Here is a 22,189-nt window from a genome sequence, read left to right as displayed (position 1 = left end):
GCAGGCTCGACCTGCGGGACGGGTCGGACAGGCGTCAGGACCGGAGCCAGGCGGTCGTGCCGCCGGGCAGCGCGCCGCCGGCGAGGGGCGCGCTGCCCAGCAGCACCTCGCCCTCGGGCAGCGGCACGGCGGCCGCGCCGAAGTTGGTGACGCTGGTCCACCCGTTGGGGCGGCGGAACGCGAGGACGTCCGGCGAGCCCGTCTCGAGCCACTCGAGCTCCTCGGCGGTCTGCAGCTGTCGCCGGAGACGCAGCGCGTCGCGGTAGAGCTCCAGCGTCGAGCCCTCGACGCCGTCCTGGGCGTCGGCGGCGTGCTCGGCGAACCATGCCGGCTGCGGCAGGTGCGCGGGCCCGTCGCCGAAGCCGAGCGACGGCCCGTCGGCGGTCCAGGGCAGCGGCACGCGGCAGCCGTCGCGGCCGACCTCGACCCCCCGGTGGCGGAAGAACGTCGGGTCCTGGCGCTCGCCGTCGGGGATGTCCGCGACCTCGTGCAGGCCGAGCTCCTCGCCCTGGTAGAGGTACGACGAGCCGGGCAGCGCGAGCTCGAGCAGCGTGGCGGCGCGCGCCCTGGCCAGCCCGGCCGCGCGGTCGAGCTGGTCCTCCGGGCCGCCGGCGAGCAGCCAGTCCGTGCCGCCCTTGCGTCGGTCGTCGCCGCGGGGGGCGAGGCCGTAGCGGGTGGCGTGCCGCACCACGTCGTGGTTGGAGAAGACCCAGGTGGTCGACGAGCCCGACGCCGCTGCCAGCTCCAGGTTGGCCGTGATGATGCGGCGGAACTGCGCGGCGTCGAAGTCGGCCTCGAGCAGGTCGAAGTTGAACGCCTGCCCCAGACCGTCCCTGCTGGCGTACCGCGCGCGGCGCTCGGCGGAGCCCACCCACGCCTCCGCGACGGCGGTCCGGGGCGGGTCGTAGGAGTCGAAGACCTCGCGCCACGCGGCGTACACGTCGTGGACGTCGTCGCGGTCGAACAGGGGGTGCTGGCCGTCGCGCGGCAGCGCCTCGAGCTCGTCCTGGGACGGGAGCGGCTCGCCGTCGGCGGGCAGGTCCTTGGTGAGCATGTGCGCCACGTCGATGCGGAACCCGTCGACGCCGCGGTCGGACCAGAAGTGCAGCGTGCGCAGGAAGTCCTCGCGCACCTCCGGGTTGTCCCAGTTGAGGTCCGGCTGCTCGACGGCGAAGTGGTGGAAGTACCACTGCCCGTCGCCCACCGGCTCCCAGGCGGGGCCGCCGAAGGTGGAGGTCCAGTCCGCGGGCGGCAGCTCGCCGTGCTCGCCGAGGCCGTCGCGGAAGATGTAGCGGTCGCGGGCGGGCGACCCCTTCGGCGCGGCGAGGGCCTCGGCGAACCACTCGTGCAGGTTCGAGGTGTGGTTGGGGACGATGTCGACGACGACGCGGATCCCCGCGCCGTGCAGCGCGGCGACCATCTCGTCGAAGTCGGCGAGCGTGCCGATCTTCGGGTCGACGTCGCGGTAGTCGGCGACGTCGTAGCCGCCGTCGGCCAGCGCGGAGGGGTAGAACGGGCTGAGCCACACGGCGTCGATCCCGAGGGCGGCCAGGTAGTCCACGCGGGAGGTGACGCCGCGGAGGTTGCCGATGCCGTCGCCGTCGGAGTCCGCGAAGCTGCGGGGGTAGATCTGGTAGACGGCGGCCTGGCGCCACCAGGTGGCGTCGGAGCCCTCGGTGGTGGGGGCGGGGACGTCGAGCAGGTCGCTCATGGGGTGCATGCCCTTCTTCGGTGGTGCGGTCTGGCGGGGAGTCGGGCGGTCAGCCCTTCACAGCCCCCTGGGTGACGCCTTCCATCACCCAGCGCTGCGTGAACAGGTACGCGACGATCGCCGGAGCCATCGCCATGAGGTAGGAGGCGAACGAGACGTTGTAGTTGTTGCTGAACTGGGTCTGGAACAGCTGCTGGCGCACGGGCAGCGTCTGGAGGTCGGGGTCGGAGATGATCAGCGACGGCATCATGAAGTCGTTCCAGGCGTAGAGGAACGCGAAGATGCCGACCGTGGCGCTCATGGGGGCCAGGAGGGGGAAGATCAGCCGCCAGAAGGTCTGCCACGTGGTCGCGCCGTCGATCCGGGCGCTCTCCTCGAGCTCCAGCGGGATCGAGCGGAGGAACGCCGTGAACAGCAGCACGCTGAAGCTCAGCTGGAACATCGTGGCGAGCACGATCACGCCGACCGGGTTGTCGAGGCCGAGGCGTCCGGTGAGCTGGATCTGCGGCAGGGCGACGACCGGGAACGGGATGAACATCGCGCCGAGCAGGTAGAAGAACGACCAGCGGAACAGGCGACGCTCCCAGTTGCGCATGATGGCGAACGACGCGACCGCGGCCAGCAGGATCGTCGCCGCGACCGTGCCCGCCGTCACGAGGACCGACACCGCCAGGCCGACGGGGAACTCGGTGAGCTGCCAGGCCTGGACGAAGCCCTGCACGTCGAACGGCGCCGGCAGCGAGAACGCGTTGCCGTCCACCGCCTGGCCCGTGGTCTTGAACGCCATCGAGACGGTGACGTAGAGGGGCAGCAGCACGGTCACCGAGCACAGCAGGAGGAGCAGGGTGCCGGACCTGCTCCACCGTTCCCGGGACGGTCGCAGCGGGCGCGCGGCGGCGGTGCGCGGCCTGCGCGCGGTCGGTGCGGTGAGCGTGGCCATCAGAGGGAGTTCCTTCCGCGGGTGACCGAGAGCTGGAGGAAGGCGATCAGCACCGTGACGACGAAGAAGATCGTCGCGTTCGCCATCTGGTAGGCGTAGTCGCCGCCGTTGAAGCCGGTGATGATGGTCATCGCGATGCTCCGGGTGGCCGTGCCGGGGCCGCCGTTCGTGAGGCCGACGATGATGTCGTAGGCGTTGAGGAAGTTCTTGAAGCCGAGGATGACGTTGATGACGACGTACCCGGCCATGAGCGGCAGGGTGATCCGCGCGAGCCGCTGCGACCTGGTCGCGCCGTCGATCTCGGCGGCCTCGTACACGTCGCCCGGGATGGCGAGCAGGCCGGCGATGTAGATGAGCAGGGTGCCGGGGACGGCCTGCCAGGCCGTGACGACGACGATCGCGAGCCAGGCCAGGTCCGGGTTGGCGAGCAGGCTCGTCTCCAGGAAGGGGATCCCGACGGCCTGCCCGGCGGCGGGCAGGGAGTTCGAGAACAGGAAGTTGAAGACGTACGCGATGATGATGCCGGAGACGACCATCGGGATGACGAAGACCGCGCGCAGGCCCACCTTCAGCCGGATGCGGGAGGTCAGCCCGACCGCCAGGAGGAACGCCACGACGTTCACCAGCACCACGGTCACGAGCGAGAAGCCGAAGGTGAACAGGTAGCTGCGCAGGATCGCGGGGTCGGTGAACGCGACGGCGTAGTTCGTGAGGCCGACGAAGTCCCAGTCCCCGATGCCGACCGAGTTCGTGAAGCTGAAGAAGATGCCGACGATCGCGGGGACCGGGATCGCCAGGGTGAACAGCACGAGGCTCGGCAGGAGGAAGAGGTAGTAGATCGGCTCGGTCCGCCTGGTGCCGCGCGGAGCAGGCCGCGCGGCGGCCGGAGCGGGCACGGCCGTCGTGGTGAGGAGGGACATGAGCAAGGACTCCTTCGTTCCGCGCGGGCTCTACCGGCGCCGGGCCAGGCGGGCCCAGTCCGTGTCGAGGGTGCGCATCGTGGCGTCGACGTCGGCGCCGAACGCGATCCCCTGGGTGTAGGCCATGACCGGGATCGTCTTGGGCACGAGCACCGAGGCGCCCTGGTAGACCCGCCCCTCGTCGTAGTACTCCGTCATGCCCGCGAGCCGCGGGTCGGAGGGCGGTGGCGCGTCCGTCGTCGGGGTGTAGCCGAGCTGCGACTCGTTGTAGGCCTCGATGATCTCGGGCCGGTACAGGTACTCGAGGAAGTCGCGCGCGGCCTCCTGGTGGCGCGACCCCTCGGGGACGATCGCCGCGAGGTCGACGTTGACGCGCACCTTCAGGTCGGCCGGGTCCTCGGTCATGGGCAGGGGGAACGTGCCGAGGTCGAGGTCGGGAGCGGTCTTGGCGATCTCGCTGAAGGCCCACGGGCCCTGGAGGTACATCGCGGCCTGGCCCTGGGCGAAGGCGAGGTTGCCGTCCCCGTACCCGCGGCTCGCGGCGTCGTCGTTCGTGTACTGCGCGAGCTGGGTCATCTGCTCGAGGGGCCGGCTGAAGTCCTTCTCGAACGAGACGTCCGAGCGTGGGCCGACGTCCGCGCCCTCGGCGTCGAGCCGGTGGAAGAAGTCGAGGGTGTCGACCTGGCCGCCCACGGCGTAGTCGAACCACCCCTGCGCCACGGTCCAGTCGTCCTTGAACGTGCCGTAGAACGGCGTCACCCCCGCGGCCTCGAGCGTGTCCGCCACCTCGAGCAGCTCGCTCCAGGTCTGCGGCACCTCGAGGTCGTGCTCCGCGAAGACCGCCTTGTCGTAGATCACCGAGGCGGCCATCACCGAGTACGGCAGCGCGCTCGTGCGGCCGTCGCAGGTGCCGTACTGGTCCATGAGGGGCTGCAGGTCCGGCCGGATCCGGGCCGCGGCCGCGGTGTCGCCCAGGTCGCTCAGCGTGCAGCGGTCCACGAACCGCGCGACCTCCATGTTGTAGTTCGCGAGCATGAGGTCGGGCGGGTTGCCCCGCACGAAGCTCGCGGACACGACGTCGACCCCCGAGGTGTCGAGCTCCACGCGGACGTCGTCCTGCGACGCGTTGTAGTCGGCCACGACCTGGGTCATGTACGGGATCGCCTCGCGCTTGCTGAAGGTGAAGCGGACGGGCTCGGCGCCGTCGCCGCTGCCGCACCCCGCGAGGAGGCTGCTGACGAGCGCCAGCCCCAGCGCCCCGGAGATCCCGCGCAGCGCACGTCTCGGTTCCTCAGACACCGTCGTCCTTTCGTCGAGAGAGCTCGAACCGGGTAGATTTCCGCACTAAATGTTGTGCCGAAATTAACTCGGTCGAAGCACCATCTCACCCGCCTGCGCCCAGGGTCAACCCCTCCGGCCGAGAAAATCGCGGCCTAGAATCAACCCGCCCGCCGGCTCGCCGCCGGGAGGGGACCACGACGCGAGGCGGAACGATGACGAACGGCCCGGAGGGGGCCACGACTCCCTCGACCCACCTGGTGCGCCGGCTCAACGCCGAGCGCGTGCTCCAGGAGGTCTGGGACGGGGAGCCCGTGACGGCCAGCGACCTCATGGCCGCCACCGGCCTGGCGCGCTCCACCGTCCTGGCGCTGTGCCGGGAGCTCATGGACCGGGGCTGGCTCGTCGCCCTCGACGACGCCCGCGCCGCCGGTGCGTACACCAAGGGCCGCCCCGCGCTGCGCTACGCCTTCCGGCCCGATGCCGCGCTCGTCGTCGGCGTGGACGCCGGGCAGCACCGTGTCTCGGCGGCGGTCGCGGACCTGCACGGTCGGGTGCTCGCCGAAGAGGCCGTGCGGGTGGACCCGGCGAGCGACGCGGACGCGCGCCGGGCGACGGTCCGCGACGCCGTGGACGCCGCCGTGGCGAGATCCGGCCGCGACGGCCGGGCCGTCGTCGCCGCGGTGCTGGGGGTGCCCGCGCCCGTGGGGACGGGCGACGTGCCGGCCGGCGCGCGGAACCCGTTCTGGGCCCTGATGAACCCCGGTCTGGGCGACCTGTTCGCGTCCCGCGGCTGGGACGTCGTCGTCGAGAACGACGCGAACCTCGCGGCGGTCGCGGAGACCGAGCACGGCGACGGCGCCGCGGCCTACGCCGCGCTCCTCGTGGGGGAGCGGATCGGGGCCGGGATCGTGCTGGACGGCGCCCTGCGGCGGGGGCCGCGCGGGGCGATCGGGGAGATGCGGATCCTCGACCTGGTCGTGGGGGTGGGCTCCAGCGACGGCCTGGGCGCGCTGGCGCGGGACGAGGCGGGCCGGCTGCTCGACGCCGGACGGGCCGGGAGCGTGCTCGCGGACGTCCCGCGCCAGCGCCTGGACGCCGAGCACGTCCTGGCGGCGGCGGACGCCGGTGACGCCGTGGCGCGGGAGGTGGCCGACGGGCTCGCCGACCGGCTGGCCCGGGTGTGCGCCGTCCTCTCCGGTCTCCTCGACCTCGACCGCGTGATCGTCACGGGGGCGATGGCGCCCGCGCTGGGGCCGGTCGTGGAGCGCGCCCGCGCGCTGCTCCCGGACCACCTGCACGACCCGGCGGTCGAGGTGGTGCTGTCCGACCTCGGTCCGGACGTCGTGCGGACGGGGGCCGTGCGCCTCGCGGTCGAGCGCGTCCGGTCCCACGCCCTCGACCGCGACCTGCCCGCGGGCGCCTGACCCGGGTCCCGGGACGTCCGGTCAGCGCGAGCGCAGCAGGGCGATGAACTCGTCCGCCATGGCGAGCCTGCGGGCCAGCCCTGCCCGGCGCTCCTCGGCCGCGGCGCGGTAGCCGTCCAGGCGGGCGCGGGCGTCGCCGGCCCCCGCGTCGTCGAGCGTCCCCGCCTCGAGCGCGTCGGTGATCTCCAGCAGCTCCGCCATCTCCTCGAGCGTGAAGCCCAGGGGCTTCATGCGGCGCACGAGCAGCAGGCGCTCGACGTCGTCCTCGGTGTACAGGCGGAACCCGCCCTCGCTGCGGGCCGACGGCCGCACCAGCCCCACCTCGTCGTAGTGGCGCAGCGTGCGCAGCGACAGCTCGGTGCGGCTCGCGACGGCCCCGATGTGCAGCGTGGCGGCGGGAGAGGGGTCGGTCATGGGGACCAGTCTGACGGATCCGGACGGGGTGGAACCCTACCCTCACGTGAGGGTAGAGTCGGCGCCGCCGCGGACGCCCGTGCCCAGTCCGACCGCGGCCCTCTGGACCTCTCCCCGTGACGCACGCTCCCGCCCCGCCAGGGCGTGCCGTCGGCCGCCCCCGGAACGAACGGAGTCCTCCGCGTGTCGGACGACCTGCGCGCCTCTCTGCCCGACCCGGCCCCCCGCCCCCTCCCGGTGGCGCCCCCCGAGGCGACCTCGTCGGGCTCGTTCCGGGCCGCGTTCAGCTCGGGGAGGGCCCTGCGCACCGAGGTCCTCGCGGGCCTCGTCGTGGCCCTCGCGCTCGTCCCCGAGGCGATCGCGTTCTCGATCATCGCGGGCGTGGACCCGCGCATCGGCCTGTTCGCGGCGTTCACGATGGCGGTGACGATCTCGTTCGTCGGCGGCCGGCCGGCGATGATCTCCGCGGCCACCGGCGCGGTCGCGCTGGTCGTCGCGCCCGTCATGCGCGACCACGGCCTCGACTACCTCGTCGCGACCGTGATCCTCGGCGGCATCGTCCAGGTCGTGCTCGGCGTGCTGGGTGTCGCCAGGCTGATGCGGTTCGTCCCGCGCTCGGTGATGACGGGCTTCGTCAACGCGCTCGCGATCCTCATCTTCACGTCCCAGCTGCCGCACCTGTTCGGCGACAAGGTCACGGCCGACAACCGGTGGTGGATCTACGCGCTGGTGGTCGTGGGCCTCGCGATCATCGTGCTGCTGCCGCGCTGGACCAGGGTCGTGCCCGCGCCGCTGGTCGCGATCGTGCTGATCACCGCCGCCGCGCTGCTCGGCGGGCTCGACGTCCCGACCGTCGGCGACGAGGGCGAGCTGCCGCAGTCCCTGCCGACCCTGGTCTTCCCCGACGTGCCGCTGAACCTCGAGACCCTGCGCATCATCGCCCCGTCCGCCCTCGCGATGGCGCTGGTCGGCATCCTCGAGTCGCTCATGACGGCCAAGCTGGTCGACGACATCACCGACACCCACTCGAACAAGACCCGCGAGTCCTGGGGACAGGGCGTCGCGAACATCGTCACCGGCTTCTTCGGCGGCATGGGCGGCTGCGCCATGATCGGCCAGACGATGATCAACGTGAAGGCGTCGGGCGCCCGCACCCGCCTGTCGACGTTCCTCGCCGGGGCCTTCCTGCTGGCGCTCGTCGTCGGGCTCGGCGACGTCGTCGCGACCATCCCGATGGCCGCGCTCGTCGCCGTGATGATCATGGTGTCGGTGGGCACGTTCGACTGGCACTCGGCCCGCCCGTCGACGCTCCGGCGGATGCCGAGGTCGGAGACGGCGGTCATGCTGGCGACCGTCGCCGTCACCGTGGCCACCCACAACCTCGCCTACGGCGTGGGCGTGGGCGTGGTCGTCGCCGCGGTCCTGTTCCTCCAGCGCGTCGCCCACCTGACCACGGTGACCCGCCTGGACGCGTCGGACGCGGACGACGAGCGGGTGTACGCCGTCGACGGCGAGCTGTTCTTCGCGTCGTCGAACGACCTCGTCGACCAGTTCGACTACGCGGGCGACCCGCACCGGGTCGTCGTCGACATGTCGAGGGCGCACGTGTGGGACGCCTCCACGGTCGCCGCCCTCGACGCCGTGCAGCACAAGTTCGCCCAGCACGGGAAGACCGTGGAGTTCCGCGGCCTCGACCCCGACAGCGCGGCGCGTCTCGACCGGCTCGCGGGCCGGCTGGGCGCCGGCCACTGACCTCGGTGCGGGCCCGGAGGCGGCCGGGCGCGCGGTAGGTTCGGGCCATGCCCGCTGCCATGCCCGCTGTCGGAGGACTCGCCACCTCGATCCCCAGCCCCGACCCCGCGTGGGCGGTGCTCGAGCTCGGCCCGTTCTCGGTCCACGTGTACGCGCTGTGCCTGCTCGCCGGGATCGTGCTGGCCACGTGGATCACGCACCGGCGCCTCGTCGCGCGCGGCGCGGGCCCCGAGGTGACGCTCGACATCGTGATGTGGGCCGTGCCGCTGGGCATCGTCGTCGCGCGGATCTACCACGTGCTCACCCACCTGGGCGACTACTCGGACGGCACCGGGACGTGGGGCTACTGGGAGTGGGTGCGCATCTGGGACGGCGGCATCGCCATCTACGGTGCGCTGATCGGCGGGGCGCTCGGCGTGTGGATCGGGTGCCGTCGTGCGGGCCTGCGGTTCTGGTCGTTCGCGGACGCGCTCGCGCCCGGCATGCTCGCGGCCCAGGCGGTGGGCCGGCTCGGCAACTACATGAACCAGGAGCTGTTCGGGGCGCCGACCACGCTGCCCTGGGGCCTGGAGATCGACCACCCGGTGGCGGGCTTCCCGGACGACACCCTGTTCCACCCGCTGTTCCTGTACGAGATGCTCTGGAACCTGCTGGGCGTCGCCGTCCTGCTCCTCGTCGAGCGGGCGGTCCGGCAGCGGGCCGAGGTCCGCGCCGACGCCGTCGGCGAGCCCGGCTACGGGCTGCGCTGGGGCCGGCTGTTCGCCCTGTACCTGGTCTGGTACGGGCTCGGGCGCAGCTGGCTCGAGGCGCTCCGCATCGACCCCACGAGCAACGCGTGGCTCGACATCCCGGCGAACATCTGGACGTCGTTCGTCGCCGTCGCGCTGGGCGTCGCGCTGTTCGTCGTCCGGGGCCGCCAGCACCCGGAGCCCGAGACGTCCGTCTACCTGCCGGGTCGTTCCGCCCCGTCGGAGGCGGCGAACACCGCGGACTCCCCGGACGACGCGGGTCCCGCGGACGCCTCGGGTTCCTCGGACGAGGCCGGCACCCGCTCGGGCGACGCCGGCTGAGCCGGCCCGTCGGGCTCGCCGGTCATCCACGACCGCAGCACGATCGACCCGACGAGCGGCACGGCGGCCATGAGCATGATCGACACCATGCGGATGCCGTAGTCGTTGACGACGGCGCCGCCGACGCCGGCGATGATCAGGCTGATCAGCACGGGCCGCAGCAGCGGCCAGCGGTCCTCGGTGCGCTGCAGCCACCGTGCCCGCAGGCGCGGCCCGCCCCACAGCACGGCGACGAGGCCGACGAGGACGGCGAGCGCGAGCCACGCGGGCACGCCGCCGCTCAGGGAGCGCAGGGCGTAGCCGGCCTTGCGGGCGATGGTCTCGAGGGCGGTGCCGTCGACCACGGACTGCACGAACGCCCCGAGGTGGGTGCGCTGGGCCGGGGGCCGCAGCCAGTCGACGACGCCGATCGCGGCGACGAGCGCCACGCCCGCGAGCCCGGCGAGGATCAGCCGCTTCCACGTGACGCGGGCCTCGACGACGCCGAGCACGAGGACGACGAAGACGGGCACCAGCACCAGCCCGCCGCCGACGTCGGCGCCGAGGGTGGGCCAGACGCTCACGACCAGGGTCACGGCGCCGACCGCCGAGGCGACCACCCCGGCGGGGATCCGGCCCCAGCGCCGCCGCACGGCCGTGGCGAGCCCCGCGGCGGCGATCACGGCGGCCGTCGCGTAGACCGAGTACGTGGGGTTGCCGAAGCCGTAGTAGCGACCGCCCAGGGTCGGGGCGGAGCCCAGCGGGCTGCCGCGGTGCAGGGGCGTGCCGAGCATCGCGTCGATCGTGAGGACGAGGAAGGTGAGCGTCGCGATCACCGTCGCGCCCGCCCACGCGGGCCGGCGGGGGGCCAGGGCGCCGACGAGCGCGACGACGACGGTGCTCAGGCCGAGCGTCACCCACAGGGACGTCGCGGGCTCGGCGAGGCGCCACCATCCCCACGCGGTCATGAGGAACGCGGCGGCGGGCACCGCGGCGCACGCGAGCAGGACGACGTCGAGCACGCGGGCCCACAGGCCCGCGGCCCGCGGCGACCTGCGGCGCAGGGCCGGGAGCAGCAGGACGACCAGGGCGAACGCCACGAGCCCCACGTACGCGGGGGCGGTGGTGACCGTGCCGGTCGTGACCCGCAGCATGTGGTCGCGCTCGGTGAGCCCGGCGAGCTCGCGCACGGTGGCCCCGGTCCCGCCCGGGCGCTCGGCGGCGAGCTCGAGGGGCGAGCCGCTGAGGTCGGCGGGCACGGGCAGGCCGAACGCCGTGACGAGGGTGGTCGGCACGTCGAGCAGCCGCACGACGCCGAGCCAGTGCGTGGCGCCGGACGTGAGGTAGGCGGGCGCGTCGTCCGCGTCCGCGTCGGCCACGCCGACGCCGAGGGACGGGCGTCCGGGGGCCGGGTTGCCGACGTTCATCACCAGCACGGTCGCGTCGGTGGGCACCGCCGCCAGCACGCGGCCGACGGTCGCGTCGACGGCGCGCAGCGCGGCGTCGCGGGCGGGGCCGTCGGACGTCGCGTCGTCGGTCAGCGGCACGAGGCCCGTGGAGGTCTCGGGGTCCGGGTGGTACGGCGCGCTGCCGGCGTCGACCAGGGTGACGGGGCACGAGAAGGTGTCGGCCGGGTCGGCGAGCGCCGCGTCCAGGTCGCGGTAGCGCGCCACCGTCCCGTCGCGGCCGGCCAGGGCGAGCGCCGCACCGGGTGCGACGGCGGTGGTGCAGACGCCGCCGTCGGCGAGGGCGTCGCCGAGCACGCCGAGCGTCGGGCGGAACTCGGACGACGACTGCAGCGCGGCGAGCCCGTCCCACCCGTCGACGGTCGCGGCGCCGTCGTCGCCCGTGCCGCCGGGCGCGACCTCCCACGGGGCGCACGACCACGCGCCGTCGGTGGTCTCGCCGGTCACGGGGCTGCGCCCGGACGACAGGCCGAGCCACCCGGCGGCCGGGCACGTCGCCGAGGCGCCGCCGACGGCGGGCGTCACGCCCGCGCCGCTGGCGCCGTCGCGCAGCACGTCCCACAGCGTCGGCGTGGCGGACGGGCTGACGTCCTCCCAGCGCACCCCCTGGGTCCCCACGATGACGACGGGGTGCGCGTCGTCGACCACGGGGGTGCCCGAGGTCGAGACGTCGCCGGCCCGCGCGGACGCCGAGCCGGGCAGCGCCGTGGTGCCGACGAGCAGCGCGACGAGCAGCCCCGCCGACGCCCCGACGAGCACGGCGGGCACGCGGGAGAGCACGGGCGCCGCGGCGCGCGCGGCGTCGCCCCGGGGTCCGGCGCCGGCCGCGCCCGCGTCGTCGGCGTGGGCGAGCCGCCCCGCGAGCAGCACGGGCAGCGCGAGGGCGAGCACGATCGCGGCGACCGCGACGCCGGAGTCGTTGAGCAGGGTGCCGACGGCGGCCGTCACGACCAGCGCGACGACGAGCCGCCACAGCACCGGGTCCTGCCGGTAGGCGCGGGCGAGGTCGTCGAGCCGCGCGCGCTCCGGGGAGAGCACGGCCCACGCGGCGGCGACGCACACGAGGAGCGCGGCCGCGCCGGCGGGGTTGGCGACGGTCGCCCACGCGCCGGCGGCCTTCCCGGCCACGACGCCGAGGGCCTTGCCCTCGACGACCGACTCGACGAAGCCGCCGAGGTGGCTGCCCGGGCCGGGCAGGAGCCAGTCCACGACGGACACCACCGCGACCAGGAGCACGGTCCCGGCGGCCACGAGCAGCACGCGGCGCCAGGTGATCCGCACGCCCGCCACGCCGAGCGCCAGCACGGCGAAGCCCGGGACGAGGGCCAGGATGCCGCCGAAGTCCGCGCCGAACGGCGGCAGGCCGTCGACCAGCACGGTCACCAGGCCCACCGCGGCCACCGTCCACCCGGCCCGGGCCGGGCTGCCGCCCCGGGCGCGCACGGCCGCCGCGAGCCCCGCGGCGAGGACCAGGCCGACCACCGCGTAGACCGCGAAGACGGTGTTGGAGAAGCCGTAGAACCGCGCGCCCAGGGAGGGCGCCGGGCCCAGCAGCGAGCCCTGCTGCAGCGTCGTGCCGGTGAGCCCGTCCACCGTGGCGACCAGCCACGTCACGCCCGCGAGGCTGGTGGCCAGGCGCCACGGCGACCGCGGCAGCAGGTGGCGCGCGAACCAGGCGACCAGCGCGGCGGCCAGGGCCGCGACGGTGAGCGCCAGGACCAGCGTCGTCACCGGGGACGGCGCCGCCCACCAGCGCGACAGGGTCGCCAGCGACGCCGCGACCGGCAGGCTCGACGCGACCACGAGGACGGCGAGCCCGACGCGGCGGCCGTACCGCGGCCCGGCCGGGCGGCCCGCGTCGGGAGCGTCGAGGCGGGCGCCCCGGCGGCGGGCCAGCAGCAGGGCGCCCACCACGACGACGTCGGCCAGGCCGACGAGCCCGAGCACCAGCGGGGACAGGCGCGGCACGGTGTCCGTGAGCACGCTGAGGTACTGCCGGTTCTCCACCGTGCGGGACACGGAGATGCGGCGGTCGTCGCCCCGCTCCAGAGGGGAGCCGCTGAACGGCGCGAGGGCGGTGGTGAGCGCCTCGTCGGCCTCGTCGGCCTCGTCGGCCTCGTCTGCCCCGTCGGCCGCCGGGTCGTCGTCCGTCGCGTCGTCGTCGGCCGAGGTCCCGGACAGGGCGCCTCCGGTGACGGTGTCGGCGAGGGTCGCGGACAGGTCGGCCAGCACCACCACGCCGGCCCAGCGGGACGACGTCGAGGTGAGCCACGTCGCGCTGCCGCCGGGTGACGTCCAGTCCACGACCACCTGGAGGTCCGCGGGGCCGAGCGGCGTGTCGGAGATCCCGGCCACCACGAGCCGCCCGCCGGCGGGGAGCAGGTCGGCGAGGCGGCCGACCTGCGCGTCGAGCTCCTCGACCGCGGCCGTGCGCTCGCTCGCGGCGTCGGGCAGCACGCCCAGGTCGACGACGGTGGCCGGGCACTCCGCCACGTGCGCGGCCGTGAGACGCCCCACGTCGGGGAGGTAGCGCGCCACGTCGCCGTCGGCGTCGGCGAGCGCGACGGCGGCGCCCGGCCCGACGGCGGTCGTGCAGGCCCGCGCGACGTCGGCGACCTCGCCCAGCGCGCCGGGCTCGGCGGCGTTCGGCGTCAGGGGGTCGCTCGCGGCGAGCTCCGTCCACCCGGGCACGTGCGTGCGCTCCGTGCCGGCCTCCGCGCCTGTCTCCGTGCCGCCCGCCGTCGTGCGGGGCACGGGCACGGAGGTGCAGCCGAGCGCGGGCGCGCCGTCGTCGGGGGCCGGCCCCTCCTCCTCGTCGCCCTCGTCCGCATCCTCGAGGAGGGTGGGCTGCGCGACGGCCCTGCTGCCCGCGGACAGGCTGAGCCACCCCTCGACCGGGCAGGTGGGGGTGAGGGTGCGCACGGCGATCGAGGCGACCGACCCGCCCCCGATGAGCCGCCAGAGGTGCGGGGTGCGCACCGCGTCGACGTCGGACCACTGCAGGCCCGACACCCCCGCGAGCACCAGCGGGGTCTCGGGCGGCTCGGCGTCCGCCGGCGCCGGGGCCGCGGACGCCGCCGGCGCTCCGAGGAGGAGGGCGGCGAGCAGGGCGAACGTCGACGCGACGAGCGCGCGGGCGGGGCGGATCACGCGGGCCAGCCTATGCACCGCCCGGTCGCGGGGTCCGCGAGGCCGCCGCGGGACGCCGGACGTTCACGCGATCATCCCGTCCGGACCACGAGCGCGCCGGGCTCCACCCAGGTCTCCAGCTCGACCGCGTTCCCCAGCGGGTCGCCGTCCACCTGCGCCTGCTCGCCGTCGTCCACCCGGATCACCGCGCGGCGGGCGCGGGTGTGGTCGATCCGGCCGATCTTGCCGGGCAGGTCGTTGCGCACGCCGAGGCCCTGCGCCACGACCTCGCCGAACAGCTGCGCCCACCCGGCCAGGCCGCCGCGGGTGTCGATGGCCGCGACGTCGAGCTCGCCGTCGTCGATGACGGCGTCGGGCAGCAGCGTGATGCCGCCGGGCAGCCGGCCGCAGTTGCCGACCATGATGCTGCGCAGCCGCGCCTCGACCGGCTCGCCGTCGTCGAGGCGGATGGTCGCGCGCATGCGCCGGCCGTGCAGGTGCCGTGCCCCGGCGACGAAGTAGGCCACCCAGCCGACCTTGGCCTTGAGCTGGTCGTCCGCGTCGGCCACCATCGCGGCGTCGAAGCCCAGCCCCGCGATGACGAGGAAGAGGTGCGCCTGGTGGGGGTCGCCGTCGACGAGGGGCTCGGCGCCGGGGGCGAACTCGCTGACCCGGGCGCGGCCGACGTCGATGGCGCGGTCGGTGCCGCCCAGGACGACGGCGACGGCGTCGGTCACCGACGTGAGCGGCAGGTCGAGGTTGCGGGCGAGGAGGTTGCCGGTGCCGACCGGGATGAGGCCCATCGGGCGTCCGGTCCCGGCCAGGACCTCCGCCACGGCGCGCACGGTGCCGTCCCCGCCCGCGGCGACGACGACGTCCGCGCCGTCGGACAGTGCCCGCCGGGCCTGGCCGGTGCCGGGGTCGTCCACCGTGGTCTCGTAGAACAGGGGGTGGGGCAGCGCGGCGTCGGCGCACACCCGCTCCACGACGGCGCGCACGTCTGCCGCGCCCTCCTTGGAGGGGTTGATGACGACGGCGAGCCGCATCCCCTGGGCCTCGCCCTCCTGCGCACGCTGCGCGTCCCGTGCCGCGAGGACGTGCTCGCGGGTCCGGGCGCGGCGCCACAGCACCAGCGTCGCGGCGAGCGCGCTGAGCACCAGGGCCAGCGCGACGACCAGCGCGACAATCTCCGCGTACTCGTCCGGCATGACGGCAACCTACGACGGATCAGCCGCCCGGACCCGGCGAAGTCGTCCATCTCACGCCGAAGGAGTGCCCACGTGCCGAGGTAGTACGGAACCTGCCGAGGTAGTACCGGACCTGCCCAGGTAGTACGGAACCTGCCGAGGTAGTACGGCACCGAGCTCCGCGGATATCCGTGGGGCCGCGTGCGGCCCGGCCGTTAGGCTTGCGGGCGTGATCGACCTCCGACTGCTGCGCGACAACCCCGACGTCGTCCGTGCGAGCCAGCTGGCCCGCGGCGACGACCCCGCTCTCGTGGACGCGGCGCTCGACGCCGACGCGCGCCGTCGCTCCTCCCTCACGGAGTTCGAGTCGCTGCGGGCGGAGCAGAAGGCGCTCGGCAAGCAGGTGGCCAAGGCGCAGGGCGACGAGAAGGCCGAGCTGCTGACCCGCACCAAGCACCTCGCGGAGCAGGTGAAGGCGCGGCAGGCGGAGGCGTCGGACGCCGAGAAGCAGCTCGACGAGCTCCTGTACGGCATCGCGAACGTCGTCGAGGGCGCGCCTCCCGGGGGCGAGGACGACTACGTCGTCGTCAAGGAGGTCGGCACGCCGCGCGACTTCGCGGCCGAGGGCTTCGCGCCCCGCGACCACCTGGAGCTCGGCGAGGGTCTCGCCGCGATCGACACGGCGCGCGGCGCCAAGGTGTCGGGCTCGCGGTTCTACTTCCTCACCGGCATCGGGGCGCGCCTCGAGCTGGCGCTGCTGAACGCGGCGGTGGACCAGGCGGTGAGCGCGGGCTTCACGCCGATGATCACGCCGACGCTGGTCAAGCCGGACACGATGCGCGGCACCGGCTTCCTCGGCAGCCACGCGGACGAGGTGTACCACCTGGAGAAGGACGACCTGTACCTGGTCGGCACCAGCGAGGTGGCGCTCGCGGGCTACCACGCGGACGAGATCATCGACCTGTCGGCGGGCCCGAAGCGGTACGCCGGCTGGAGCGCCTGCTACCGTCGCGAGGCCGGCGCCGCGGGCCGCGACACCCGCGGCATCATCCGCGTGCACCAGTTCCACAAGGTCGAGATGTTCAGCTACTGCGACCCGGAGGACGCGGCCGCCGAGCACCAGCGCCTACTGGCCTGGGAAGAGGCGATGCTGGCCAAGGTCGAGCTGCCCTACCGCGTCATCGACACGGCCGCGGGCGACCTCGGCACGTCCGCCGCGCGCAAGTTCGACTGCGAGGCGTGGCTGCCCACCCAGGAACGCTTCCTCGAGCTCACCTCGACGTCGAACTGCACCACGTTCCAGGCCCGTCGCCTGGGCGTGCGCGAGCGGACCGTGGACGGCACCACGCGCCCGGTCGCCACGCTGAACGGCACGCTGGGCACCACCCGCTGGATCGTCGCCATCCTCGAGAACCACCAGCAGGCCGACGGCTCGGTCCGCGTGCCCGAGGGGCTGCGGCCCTACCTGGGCGGCCTCGAGGTGCTCGAGCCGGTCGCGTGAGCGGGCAGCCCGCCCCGCGCCTGGTCGCCCTCGACATCGACGGCACGCTGCTCGGGTACGACGGCGGCCTGTCGCCCGCGGTGCGCGACGCCGTCGCGGCGGTCCAGGCGGCGGGGCACCACGTGGTGCTGTCGTCGGGGCGGTCGCTCATCGCGATGACGCCGGTGGCGCAGCTGCTCGGCATCACGACCGGCTGGATGGTGTGCTCCAACGGCGCCGTGACCGTGCGCCTGGACGCCGCCCTCCCGCACGGCTGGGAGCTCGACGAGGTGCGCACGTTCGACCCGGGCCCTGCGCTGCGCCTGCTGCGCGAGGAGCTGCCCGACGCGCGCTACGCCGTCGAGGACATCGGCATCGGCTTCCGCATGAACGCGCTGTTCCCCGAGGGCGAGCTCGACGGCGTGCACCAGGTCGTCGACTTCGAGCAGCTGTGGGCCCGCGAGGTGACGCGAGTCGTCATCCGCAGCCCCGAGCGCACCCCGGAGGAGTTCAGTGCGATGGCGGCGCGCATCGGCCTGGGCGACGTCACCTACGCCGTCGGCTGGACGGCGTGGATGGACGTGGCACCGAAGGGCGTCACCAAGGCGTCGGGGCTGGAGCGGCTGCGCGAGCGCCTGGGCGTCGACCCCGCGGACACCGTGGCCGTCGGCGACGGACGCAACGACGTCGACATGCTGCGCTGGGCCGGCCGCGGCGTCGCCATGGGGCACGCGGACGACGTCGTGCGCGCCGCCGCCGACGAGGTCACCGGCCCCGTCGACGAGGACGGCGTGGTGCCGGTGCTGCTCTCCCTGCCGAGATAGAGAACCCGGAACGCGAGATAGAGAGGCTCGGGGTTCTCTATCTCGCGGTCCGGGGTTCTCTATCTCGGCGCGTCAGTGGCGCGCGGTGAGGACGACAGGGCCGTCGTCCGTGACGGCGATGGTGTGCTCGCTGTGCGCGCCGCGGCTGCCGTCGGCGGACCGCAGGGTCCAGCCGTCGGGGTCGGTGAAGATCTCGTCGGTGGTCTCGAGGAACCACGGCTCGATGGCGATGACGAGGCCCGGCTTGAGCGGGAACCCGCGGCCGGGGCGGCCGTCGTTCGGCACGTGCGGGTCGCCGTGCATGGTGCGCCCGACGCCGTGGCCGCCGAAGTCCGTGTTGATGTCGTAGCCGGCGCCGCGGGCCACCTTGGCGATGGCGGCGGAGATGTCGCCGATCCGGTTGCCGGCGACCGCGGCCGCGATGCCCGCCTCGAGCGCCACCTCGGTGGTCTCGATGAGCTTCGCGTCGGCGGCCGCGCGCTGCGGCGACGCGGAGGTCCCGACGACGAACGACAGGGCGGAGTCGGACACCCAGCCGTCCACCGACGCGGCGAAGTCGATGCTCAGCAGGTCGCCGTCGCGCAGCGCGTAGTCGTGGGGCAGCCCGTGCAGGACGGCGTCGTTCACGGACGTGCAGATCACCTTGCCGAAGGGCATGGCTCCGAACGACGGGTGATAGTCGATGTAGCAGGACTCGGCGCCGCGGTCGCGGATCATCCGGTGCGCGACGGCGTCGAGCTCGAGGAGGTTCACCCCGACGGCGGCAGCGTCGCGGACGGCCGTGAGCACCTCGGCCACGAAACGCCCCGCGGGGCGCATCTGGTCGATCTCTCGCGGGCTCCTCAGCTCGATCATGGCGGTCCTCTCGGAAGGTACGTGACGGGGGTCCGGGTCCCAGGGTGTCACGAATCGTCACCGAGTCGTGACCGTGAAACGACTTGCAGGAACTTGCACCTGCAGGTGGGGGTGCGGTGAACTCTGGAGGGAGGCAGTATCCCGGTCAGGGGGACCAGGGATCACGGGCCGCCGATCGGCGGGAACACCTCCGTGGACCACGACGCAGTGGAGGAGCTCGGCAATGACCAGACGAACGACGACGGCGCGGCGACGCGCACTGGCGCTGGCGGCAACCGGCGCGGGCCTCGCGCTCGTGCTGGCCGCCTGCAGCGACCCCGACGGCGAGGGCGGTGTCGGCGAGGAGGAGACCAGCGCCTCCAGCGCGGAGATCGACTGCTCCGCCTATGACGAGTTCGGCGACCTCGACGGCAAGACCGTGAGCGTGTACACGTCGATCGTGGACCCGGAGGGGGCCACCCAGCAGGACTCGTACAAGGCTTTCGAGGACTGCACGGGCGTCAAGATCGACTACGAGGCGTCCCGCGAGTTCGAGGCGCAGCTCCTCGTCCGGATCAAGGCGGGCAACGCCCCGGACATCGCCTACCTGCCGCAGCCGGGCCTGCTCAACACGATCGTCAAGGACTATCCGGACGCCATCCAGCCGGCCCCCGACGCCACCGCCAAGAACGTGGACGAGTTCTGGAACGAGACCTGGAAGGGCTACGGCACGGTCGACGGCACCTTCTACTCCGCGCCGCTGGGCGCCAACGCGAAGTCGTTCGTCTGGTACTCGCCGTCGATGTTCTCCGACGCCGGCTACGAGGTGCCGCAGACGTGGACCGAGCTGATGGACCTCACCCAGAAGATCCACGACGACACCGGCGGCCAGGTCTGGTGCGCCGGGGTCGAGTCCGGCGACGCGACCGGGTGGCCGGGCACCGACTTCATCGAGGACATGATGCTCCGCACCGCGGGCGTCGAGGACTACGAGAAGTGGTACACCCACGAGATCCCCTTCAACGACCCGAAGGTGGTCAAGGCGTGGGACACGGCGGGTGAGATCCTCAAGAACCCGGACTACGTCAACGCCGGCCTGGGCGGCGTCGACTCGATCGCCACGCAGTCGTGGACCGACGCGGGCAACGGCATCCTCGACCAGCAGTGCTGGATGCACCGCGCGGCGAACTTCTACCAGACGCAGTGGCCCGAGGGCACCGAGGTCTCCGAGACCGGCGACGTGTTCGCCTTCTACCTGCCCACGGACCAGACCGACGTCAAGCCGATGCTCGGCGGCGGCGAGTTCGTGGCGGCGTTCAACGACCGGCCCGAGGTGCAGGCCTTCCAGACCTACCTCTCGAGCGCGGACTGGGCCAACCAGAAGGCCCTGGCCACGCCGGACGGCGGCTGGGTCAGCGCCAACAACGGGCTCGACCCGAACAACCTGTCGACGGAGTTCGACCAGTACGTCGCCGGGGTGCTGGCCGACCCGAACACGGTCGTCGCGTTCGACGCGTCCGACCTCATGCCGGGCGAGGTCGGCGCCGGCACCTTCTGGAACGGCATCGTGGACTGGCTGACCGGGTCGAGCACCCAGGAGGTCACCGACAAGATCGAGGCGTCCTGGCCGAAGTGAGCCGGCCCGCCGCGTGATTGTGCTCGACCGCGCGGTCCGGGGACGTCGCACGACGTTCCCGGACCGCGCGTCGCTCCCGACTCCGTCCCGACTCCTCGAGGAGGTCATCGATGACCTGGTTGCTCGAGCCTGACACCACGGGGCAGAAGTTCCTGCTCATGGTGGTGGCCGTGGCGCTCTTCGCCGCGGTGATGGGCCTCATCCTGTTCCTGGTGGACCGGCCGAAGCGGATCCCGTCGTGGGTGGTGGCGGCCGGATTCGTCGGCGTGCCGCTCCTGTTCCTCGCGTACGGCCTGCTGCGTCCCGGCCTCATCACGCTGTGGCAGTCGTTCTTCAACCGCAACGGCACCGAGTTCATCGGCTTCGACAACTACGTGCGGGCGTTCACCGAGGGCCAGTTCCAGCAGGTGCTGCTGGTCACCGCGGCCTGGGTGATCCTCGCGCCGCTGCTGAGCGCCGTCATCGGACTCGGGTATGCAGTCCTGGTGGACCGCACCCGGTTCGAGAAGCTCGCCAAGGCGCTCGTGTTCGTGCCGATGGCGATCTCGATGGTGGGCGCCTCGATCATCTGGAAGTTCGTCTACGAGTTCCGGCCCGACCAGGCGAACATCAACCAGATCGGCCTGCTCAACCAGGTGCTGGTGTGGGTCGGCCTGCCGCCGCAGCAGTTCCTCATCGGGCAGCCGTGGAACACCTGGTTCCTCATCGTGGTGATGATCTGGATCCAGACCGGGTTCGCGATGACGGTGCTGTCCGCGGCGATCAAGGCCATCCCGGACGACATCGTCGAGGCCGCCCGCCTCGACGGGCTGCACGGCATGGGGATGTTCCGCTACATCACGGTGCCGAGCATCCGGCCGGCGCTGGTCGTCGTCCTCACCACGATCGCGATGGGCACGCTCAAGGCCTTCGACATCGTCCGCACGATGACGGGCGGCCAGTTCGGCACGCAGGTGGTGGCCAACGAGTTCTACACGCAGGCGTTCCGGCAGGGGAACCAGGGGCTCGCCGCGGCGCTCGCCGTCGTCCTGTTCATCCTGGTGATCCCGATCATCGCGTACAACGTGCGGCAGATGCGCAAGTCGGAGGAGATCCGATGACCTCGACCCCCACCCCCGGCCAGGCCGTCGCCGGCTCCGCCCTCGACGACGACGTCCCTCAGGCGGGCGTCCGCAAGCTCTCGCGCCTGGAGCGCCGGGCGATCGCCACGAAGGGCAAGCTGAGCTCCCCGTGGGCCTCGGGCATCGCGATCATCATCGCCATCCTGTGGACGATCCCGTCGCTCGGCCTGCTCATCACGTCGTTCCGCCCGCAGGAGGACATCCGCCGCACGGGCTGGTGGACCGTGTTCGGCGACCTGTTCACCGGGGACGCCCAGTTCACGATGGACAACTACAACGAGGCGCTGTACGGGAACAGCAACGACCTGTCCACGTTCTTCGTGAACTCGTTCGTCATCACGATCCCCGCGGTCCTCATCCCGATCACGCTGTCGCTGCTGGCGGCGTACGCGTTCGCGTGGATCAAGTTCCCGGGCCGGAACTTCCTGTTCGTGGCCGTGTTCTCGCTGCAGGTGGTCCCGCTGCAGATCGCGCTGGTGCCGCTGCTGTCGGACTACGTCGACTGGAACGTCAACGGCAGCTTCTGGACGGTGTGGCTCTCGCACTCGATCTTCGCGCTGCCGCTGGCGATCTTCCTGCTGCACAACTTCATGAAGGACATCCCGGCCTCCCTCGTGGAGGCGGCCCGGGTCGACGGGGCCGGGCACGTGAAGATCTTCTTCCGCGTCCTGTTCCCGCTGCTGGTCCCGGCGATCGCGTCGTTCGGGATCTTCCAGTTCCTGTGGGTGTGGAACGACCTGCTCGTCGGCCTGACGTTCGCCGCCCCCGAGTACCAGCCGCTGACGGTGAAGATCGCCGAGCTGGCCGGCACGCGAGGAGGGGACTGGTACCTGCTCACCGCCGGCGCGTTCATCGCGATGGTCGTGCCGCTGATCGTGTTCATCGCGCTGCAGCGGTTCTTCGTCCGCGGCATGCTCGCGGGCGCGGTCAAGGGCTGAGTCCGACCCGCCGCAGGGCGGTGCGGACACGGGGACGACGACGGCGGCCCGGGCATCCGCCCGGACCGCCGTCGTCGTGCGTC

General features: G+C 73.3%; 15 protein-coding genes. 8 read left to right on the top strand and 7 right to left on the bottom strand.

The genetic code is table 11. The features are described from left to right. Positions 1 to 34: 34 nt before the first annotated feature. Genes ACFCZN_RS18270 through ACFCZN_RS18255 form a run of 4 tightly spaced genes read right to left on the bottom strand, consistent with a single transcriptional unit; the run spans position 35 to position 4,870 of the window. Positions 35 to 1,711 (bottom strand): alpha-amylase family glycosyl hydrolase, encoded by a 1,677-nt coding sequence (locus tag ACFCZN_RS18270; RefSeq protein ID WP_430557680.1) that lies wholly within the window; start codon positions 1,709 to 1,711, stop codon positions 35 to 37. Positions 1,712 to 1,760: 49 nt separating this feature from the next. Next, positions 1,761 to 2,651: a carbohydrate ABC transporter permease gene (locus ACFCZN_RS18265; RefSeq protein WP_429763187.1), complete on the bottom strand. Its 891-nt coding sequence runs from the start codon at positions 2,649 to 2,651 to the stop codon at positions 1,761 to 1,763. Continuing rightward, complete coding sequence (locus ACFCZN_RS18260; protein WP_430557679.1) at positions 2,651 to 3,571, bottom strand: carbohydrate ABC transporter permease; 921 nt, start codon at positions 3,569 to 3,571, stop codon at positions 2,651 to 2,653. Before ACFCZN_RS18260 ends, ACFCZN_RS18265 begins: the two co-directional genes overlap by 1 nt. Positions 3,572 to 3,601: 30 nt before the next feature. Then, positions 3,602 to 4,870 carry an ABC transporter substrate-binding protein gene (locus tag ACFCZN_RS18255; RefSeq protein WP_430557678.1) on the bottom strand — a complete coding sequence of 423 codons (1,269 nt, stop codon included), beginning with the start codon at positions 4,868 to 4,870 and terminating at the stop codon, positions 3,602 to 3,604. 194 nt (positions 4,871 to 5,064) lie between these two features. On the opposite strand from ACFCZN_RS18255, the gene ACFCZN_RS18250 reads away from it, so the two are divergent. After that, the gene (locus ACFCZN_RS18250) at positions 5,065 to 6,276 is read left to right on the top strand and encodes an ROK family transcriptional regulator (RefSeq protein WP_430557677.1); all 1,212 of its coding nucleotides are present in this window, start codon (positions 5,065 to 5,067) and stop codon (positions 6,274 to 6,276) included. 21 nt (positions 6,277 to 6,297) lie between these two features. Here the strand turns inward: ACFCZN_RS18250 and ACFCZN_RS18245 are convergent, their stop codons facing one another. After that, a complete protein-coding gene (locus ACFCZN_RS18245; protein ID WP_430557676.1) occupies positions 6,298 to 6,690 on the bottom strand; it encodes a MerR family transcriptional regulator in 393 nt (130 codons plus the stop codon). A gap of 237 nt (positions 6,691 to 6,927) precedes the next feature. Here ACFCZN_RS18245 and ACFCZN_RS18240 point away from each other — a divergent pair, with 237 nt between their 5' ends. Both ACFCZN_RS18240 and lgt read left to right on the top strand, forming a co-directional pair. Continuing rightward, complete coding sequence (locus ACFCZN_RS18240) at positions 6,928 to 8,442, top strand: SulP family inorganic anion transporter (protein WP_429763226.1); 1,515 nt, start codon at positions 6,928 to 6,930, stop codon at positions 8,440 to 8,442. 47 nt (positions 8,443 to 8,489) lie between these two features. Beyond that, the gene (gene lgt / locus ACFCZN_RS18235; RefSeq protein WP_430557675.1) at positions 8,490 to 9,512 is read left to right on the top strand and encodes a prolipoprotein diacylglyceryl transferase; all 1,023 of its coding nucleotides are present in this window, start codon (positions 8,490 to 8,492) and stop codon (positions 9,510 to 9,512) included. 4,666 nt (positions 9,513 to 14,178) lie between these two features. On the opposite strand, the gene ACFCZN_RS18230 is transcribed toward lgt, so the two are convergent. Further along, positions 14,179 to 15,294 (bottom strand): diacylglycerol/lipid kinase family protein, encoded by a 1,116-nt coding sequence (locus ACFCZN_RS18230; protein ID WP_429763193.1) that lies wholly within the window; start codon positions 15,292 to 15,294, stop codon positions 14,179 to 14,181. Positions 15,295 to 15,502: 208 nt separating this feature from the next. Here ACFCZN_RS18230 and serS point away from each other — a divergent pair, with 208 nt between their 5' ends. Further along, the gene (gene serS, locus ACFCZN_RS18225; protein WP_429763194.1) at positions 15,503 to 16,774 is read left to right on the top strand and encodes a serine--tRNA ligase; all 1,272 of its coding nucleotides are present in this window, start codon (positions 15,503 to 15,505) and stop codon (positions 16,772 to 16,774) included. Beyond that, positions 16,771 to 17,577 carry an HAD family hydrolase gene (locus ACFCZN_RS18220; protein WP_430557674.1) on the top strand — a complete coding sequence of 269 codons (807 nt, stop codon included), beginning with the start codon at positions 16,771 to 16,773 and terminating at the stop codon, positions 17,575 to 17,577. The genes serS and ACFCZN_RS18220 overlap by 4 nt, the downstream gene beginning before the upstream one ends. 72 nt (positions 17,578 to 17,649) lie before the next feature. On the opposite strand, the gene map is transcribed toward ACFCZN_RS18220, so the two are convergent. Continuing rightward, positions 17,650 to 18,432 (bottom strand): type I methionyl aminopeptidase, encoded by a 783-nt coding sequence (map, locus tag ACFCZN_RS18215; RefSeq protein ID WP_430557673.1) that lies wholly within the window; start codon positions 18,430 to 18,432, stop codon positions 17,650 to 17,652. Positions 18,433 to 18,655: 223 nt separating this feature from the next. Between map and ACFCZN_RS18210 the strand changes: the two genes are divergently transcribed. The 3 genes from ACFCZN_RS18210 (at position 18,656) to ACFCZN_RS18200 (ending at position 22,106) form a co-directional block, all read left to right on the top strand. Continuing rightward, positions 18,656 to 20,047: an ABC transporter substrate-binding protein gene (locus ACFCZN_RS18210; RefSeq protein WP_430557672.1), complete on the top strand. Its 1,392-nt coding sequence runs from the start codon at positions 18,656 to 18,658 to the stop codon at positions 20,045 to 20,047. A 110-nt stretch (positions 20,048 to 20,157) separates the two neighbouring features. Next, the gene (locus ACFCZN_RS18205; protein ID WP_429763199.1) at positions 20,158 to 21,147 is read left to right on the top strand and encodes a carbohydrate ABC transporter permease; all 990 of its coding nucleotides are present in this window, start codon (positions 20,158 to 20,160) and stop codon (positions 21,145 to 21,147) included. Beyond that, positions 21,144 to 22,106 (top strand): carbohydrate ABC transporter permease, encoded by a 963-nt coding sequence (locus ACFCZN_RS18200; protein WP_429763200.1) that lies wholly within the window; start codon positions 21,144 to 21,146, stop codon positions 22,104 to 22,106. The genes ACFCZN_RS18205 and ACFCZN_RS18200 overlap by 4 nt, the downstream gene beginning before the upstream one ends. Positions 22,107 to 22,189 lie beyond the last annotated feature (83 nt).

Source organism: Isoptericola sp. NPDC056134 (assembly GCF_042264825.1).
GTDB classification, from domain to species: Bacteria; Actinomycetota; Actinomycetes; order Actinomycetales; family Cellulomonadaceae; genus Isoptericola; species Isoptericola nanjingensis.
The sequence above is the reverse complement of the archived record's forward strand: the minus strand, read 5'-3'. Positions and strand labels throughout refer to the sequence as shown.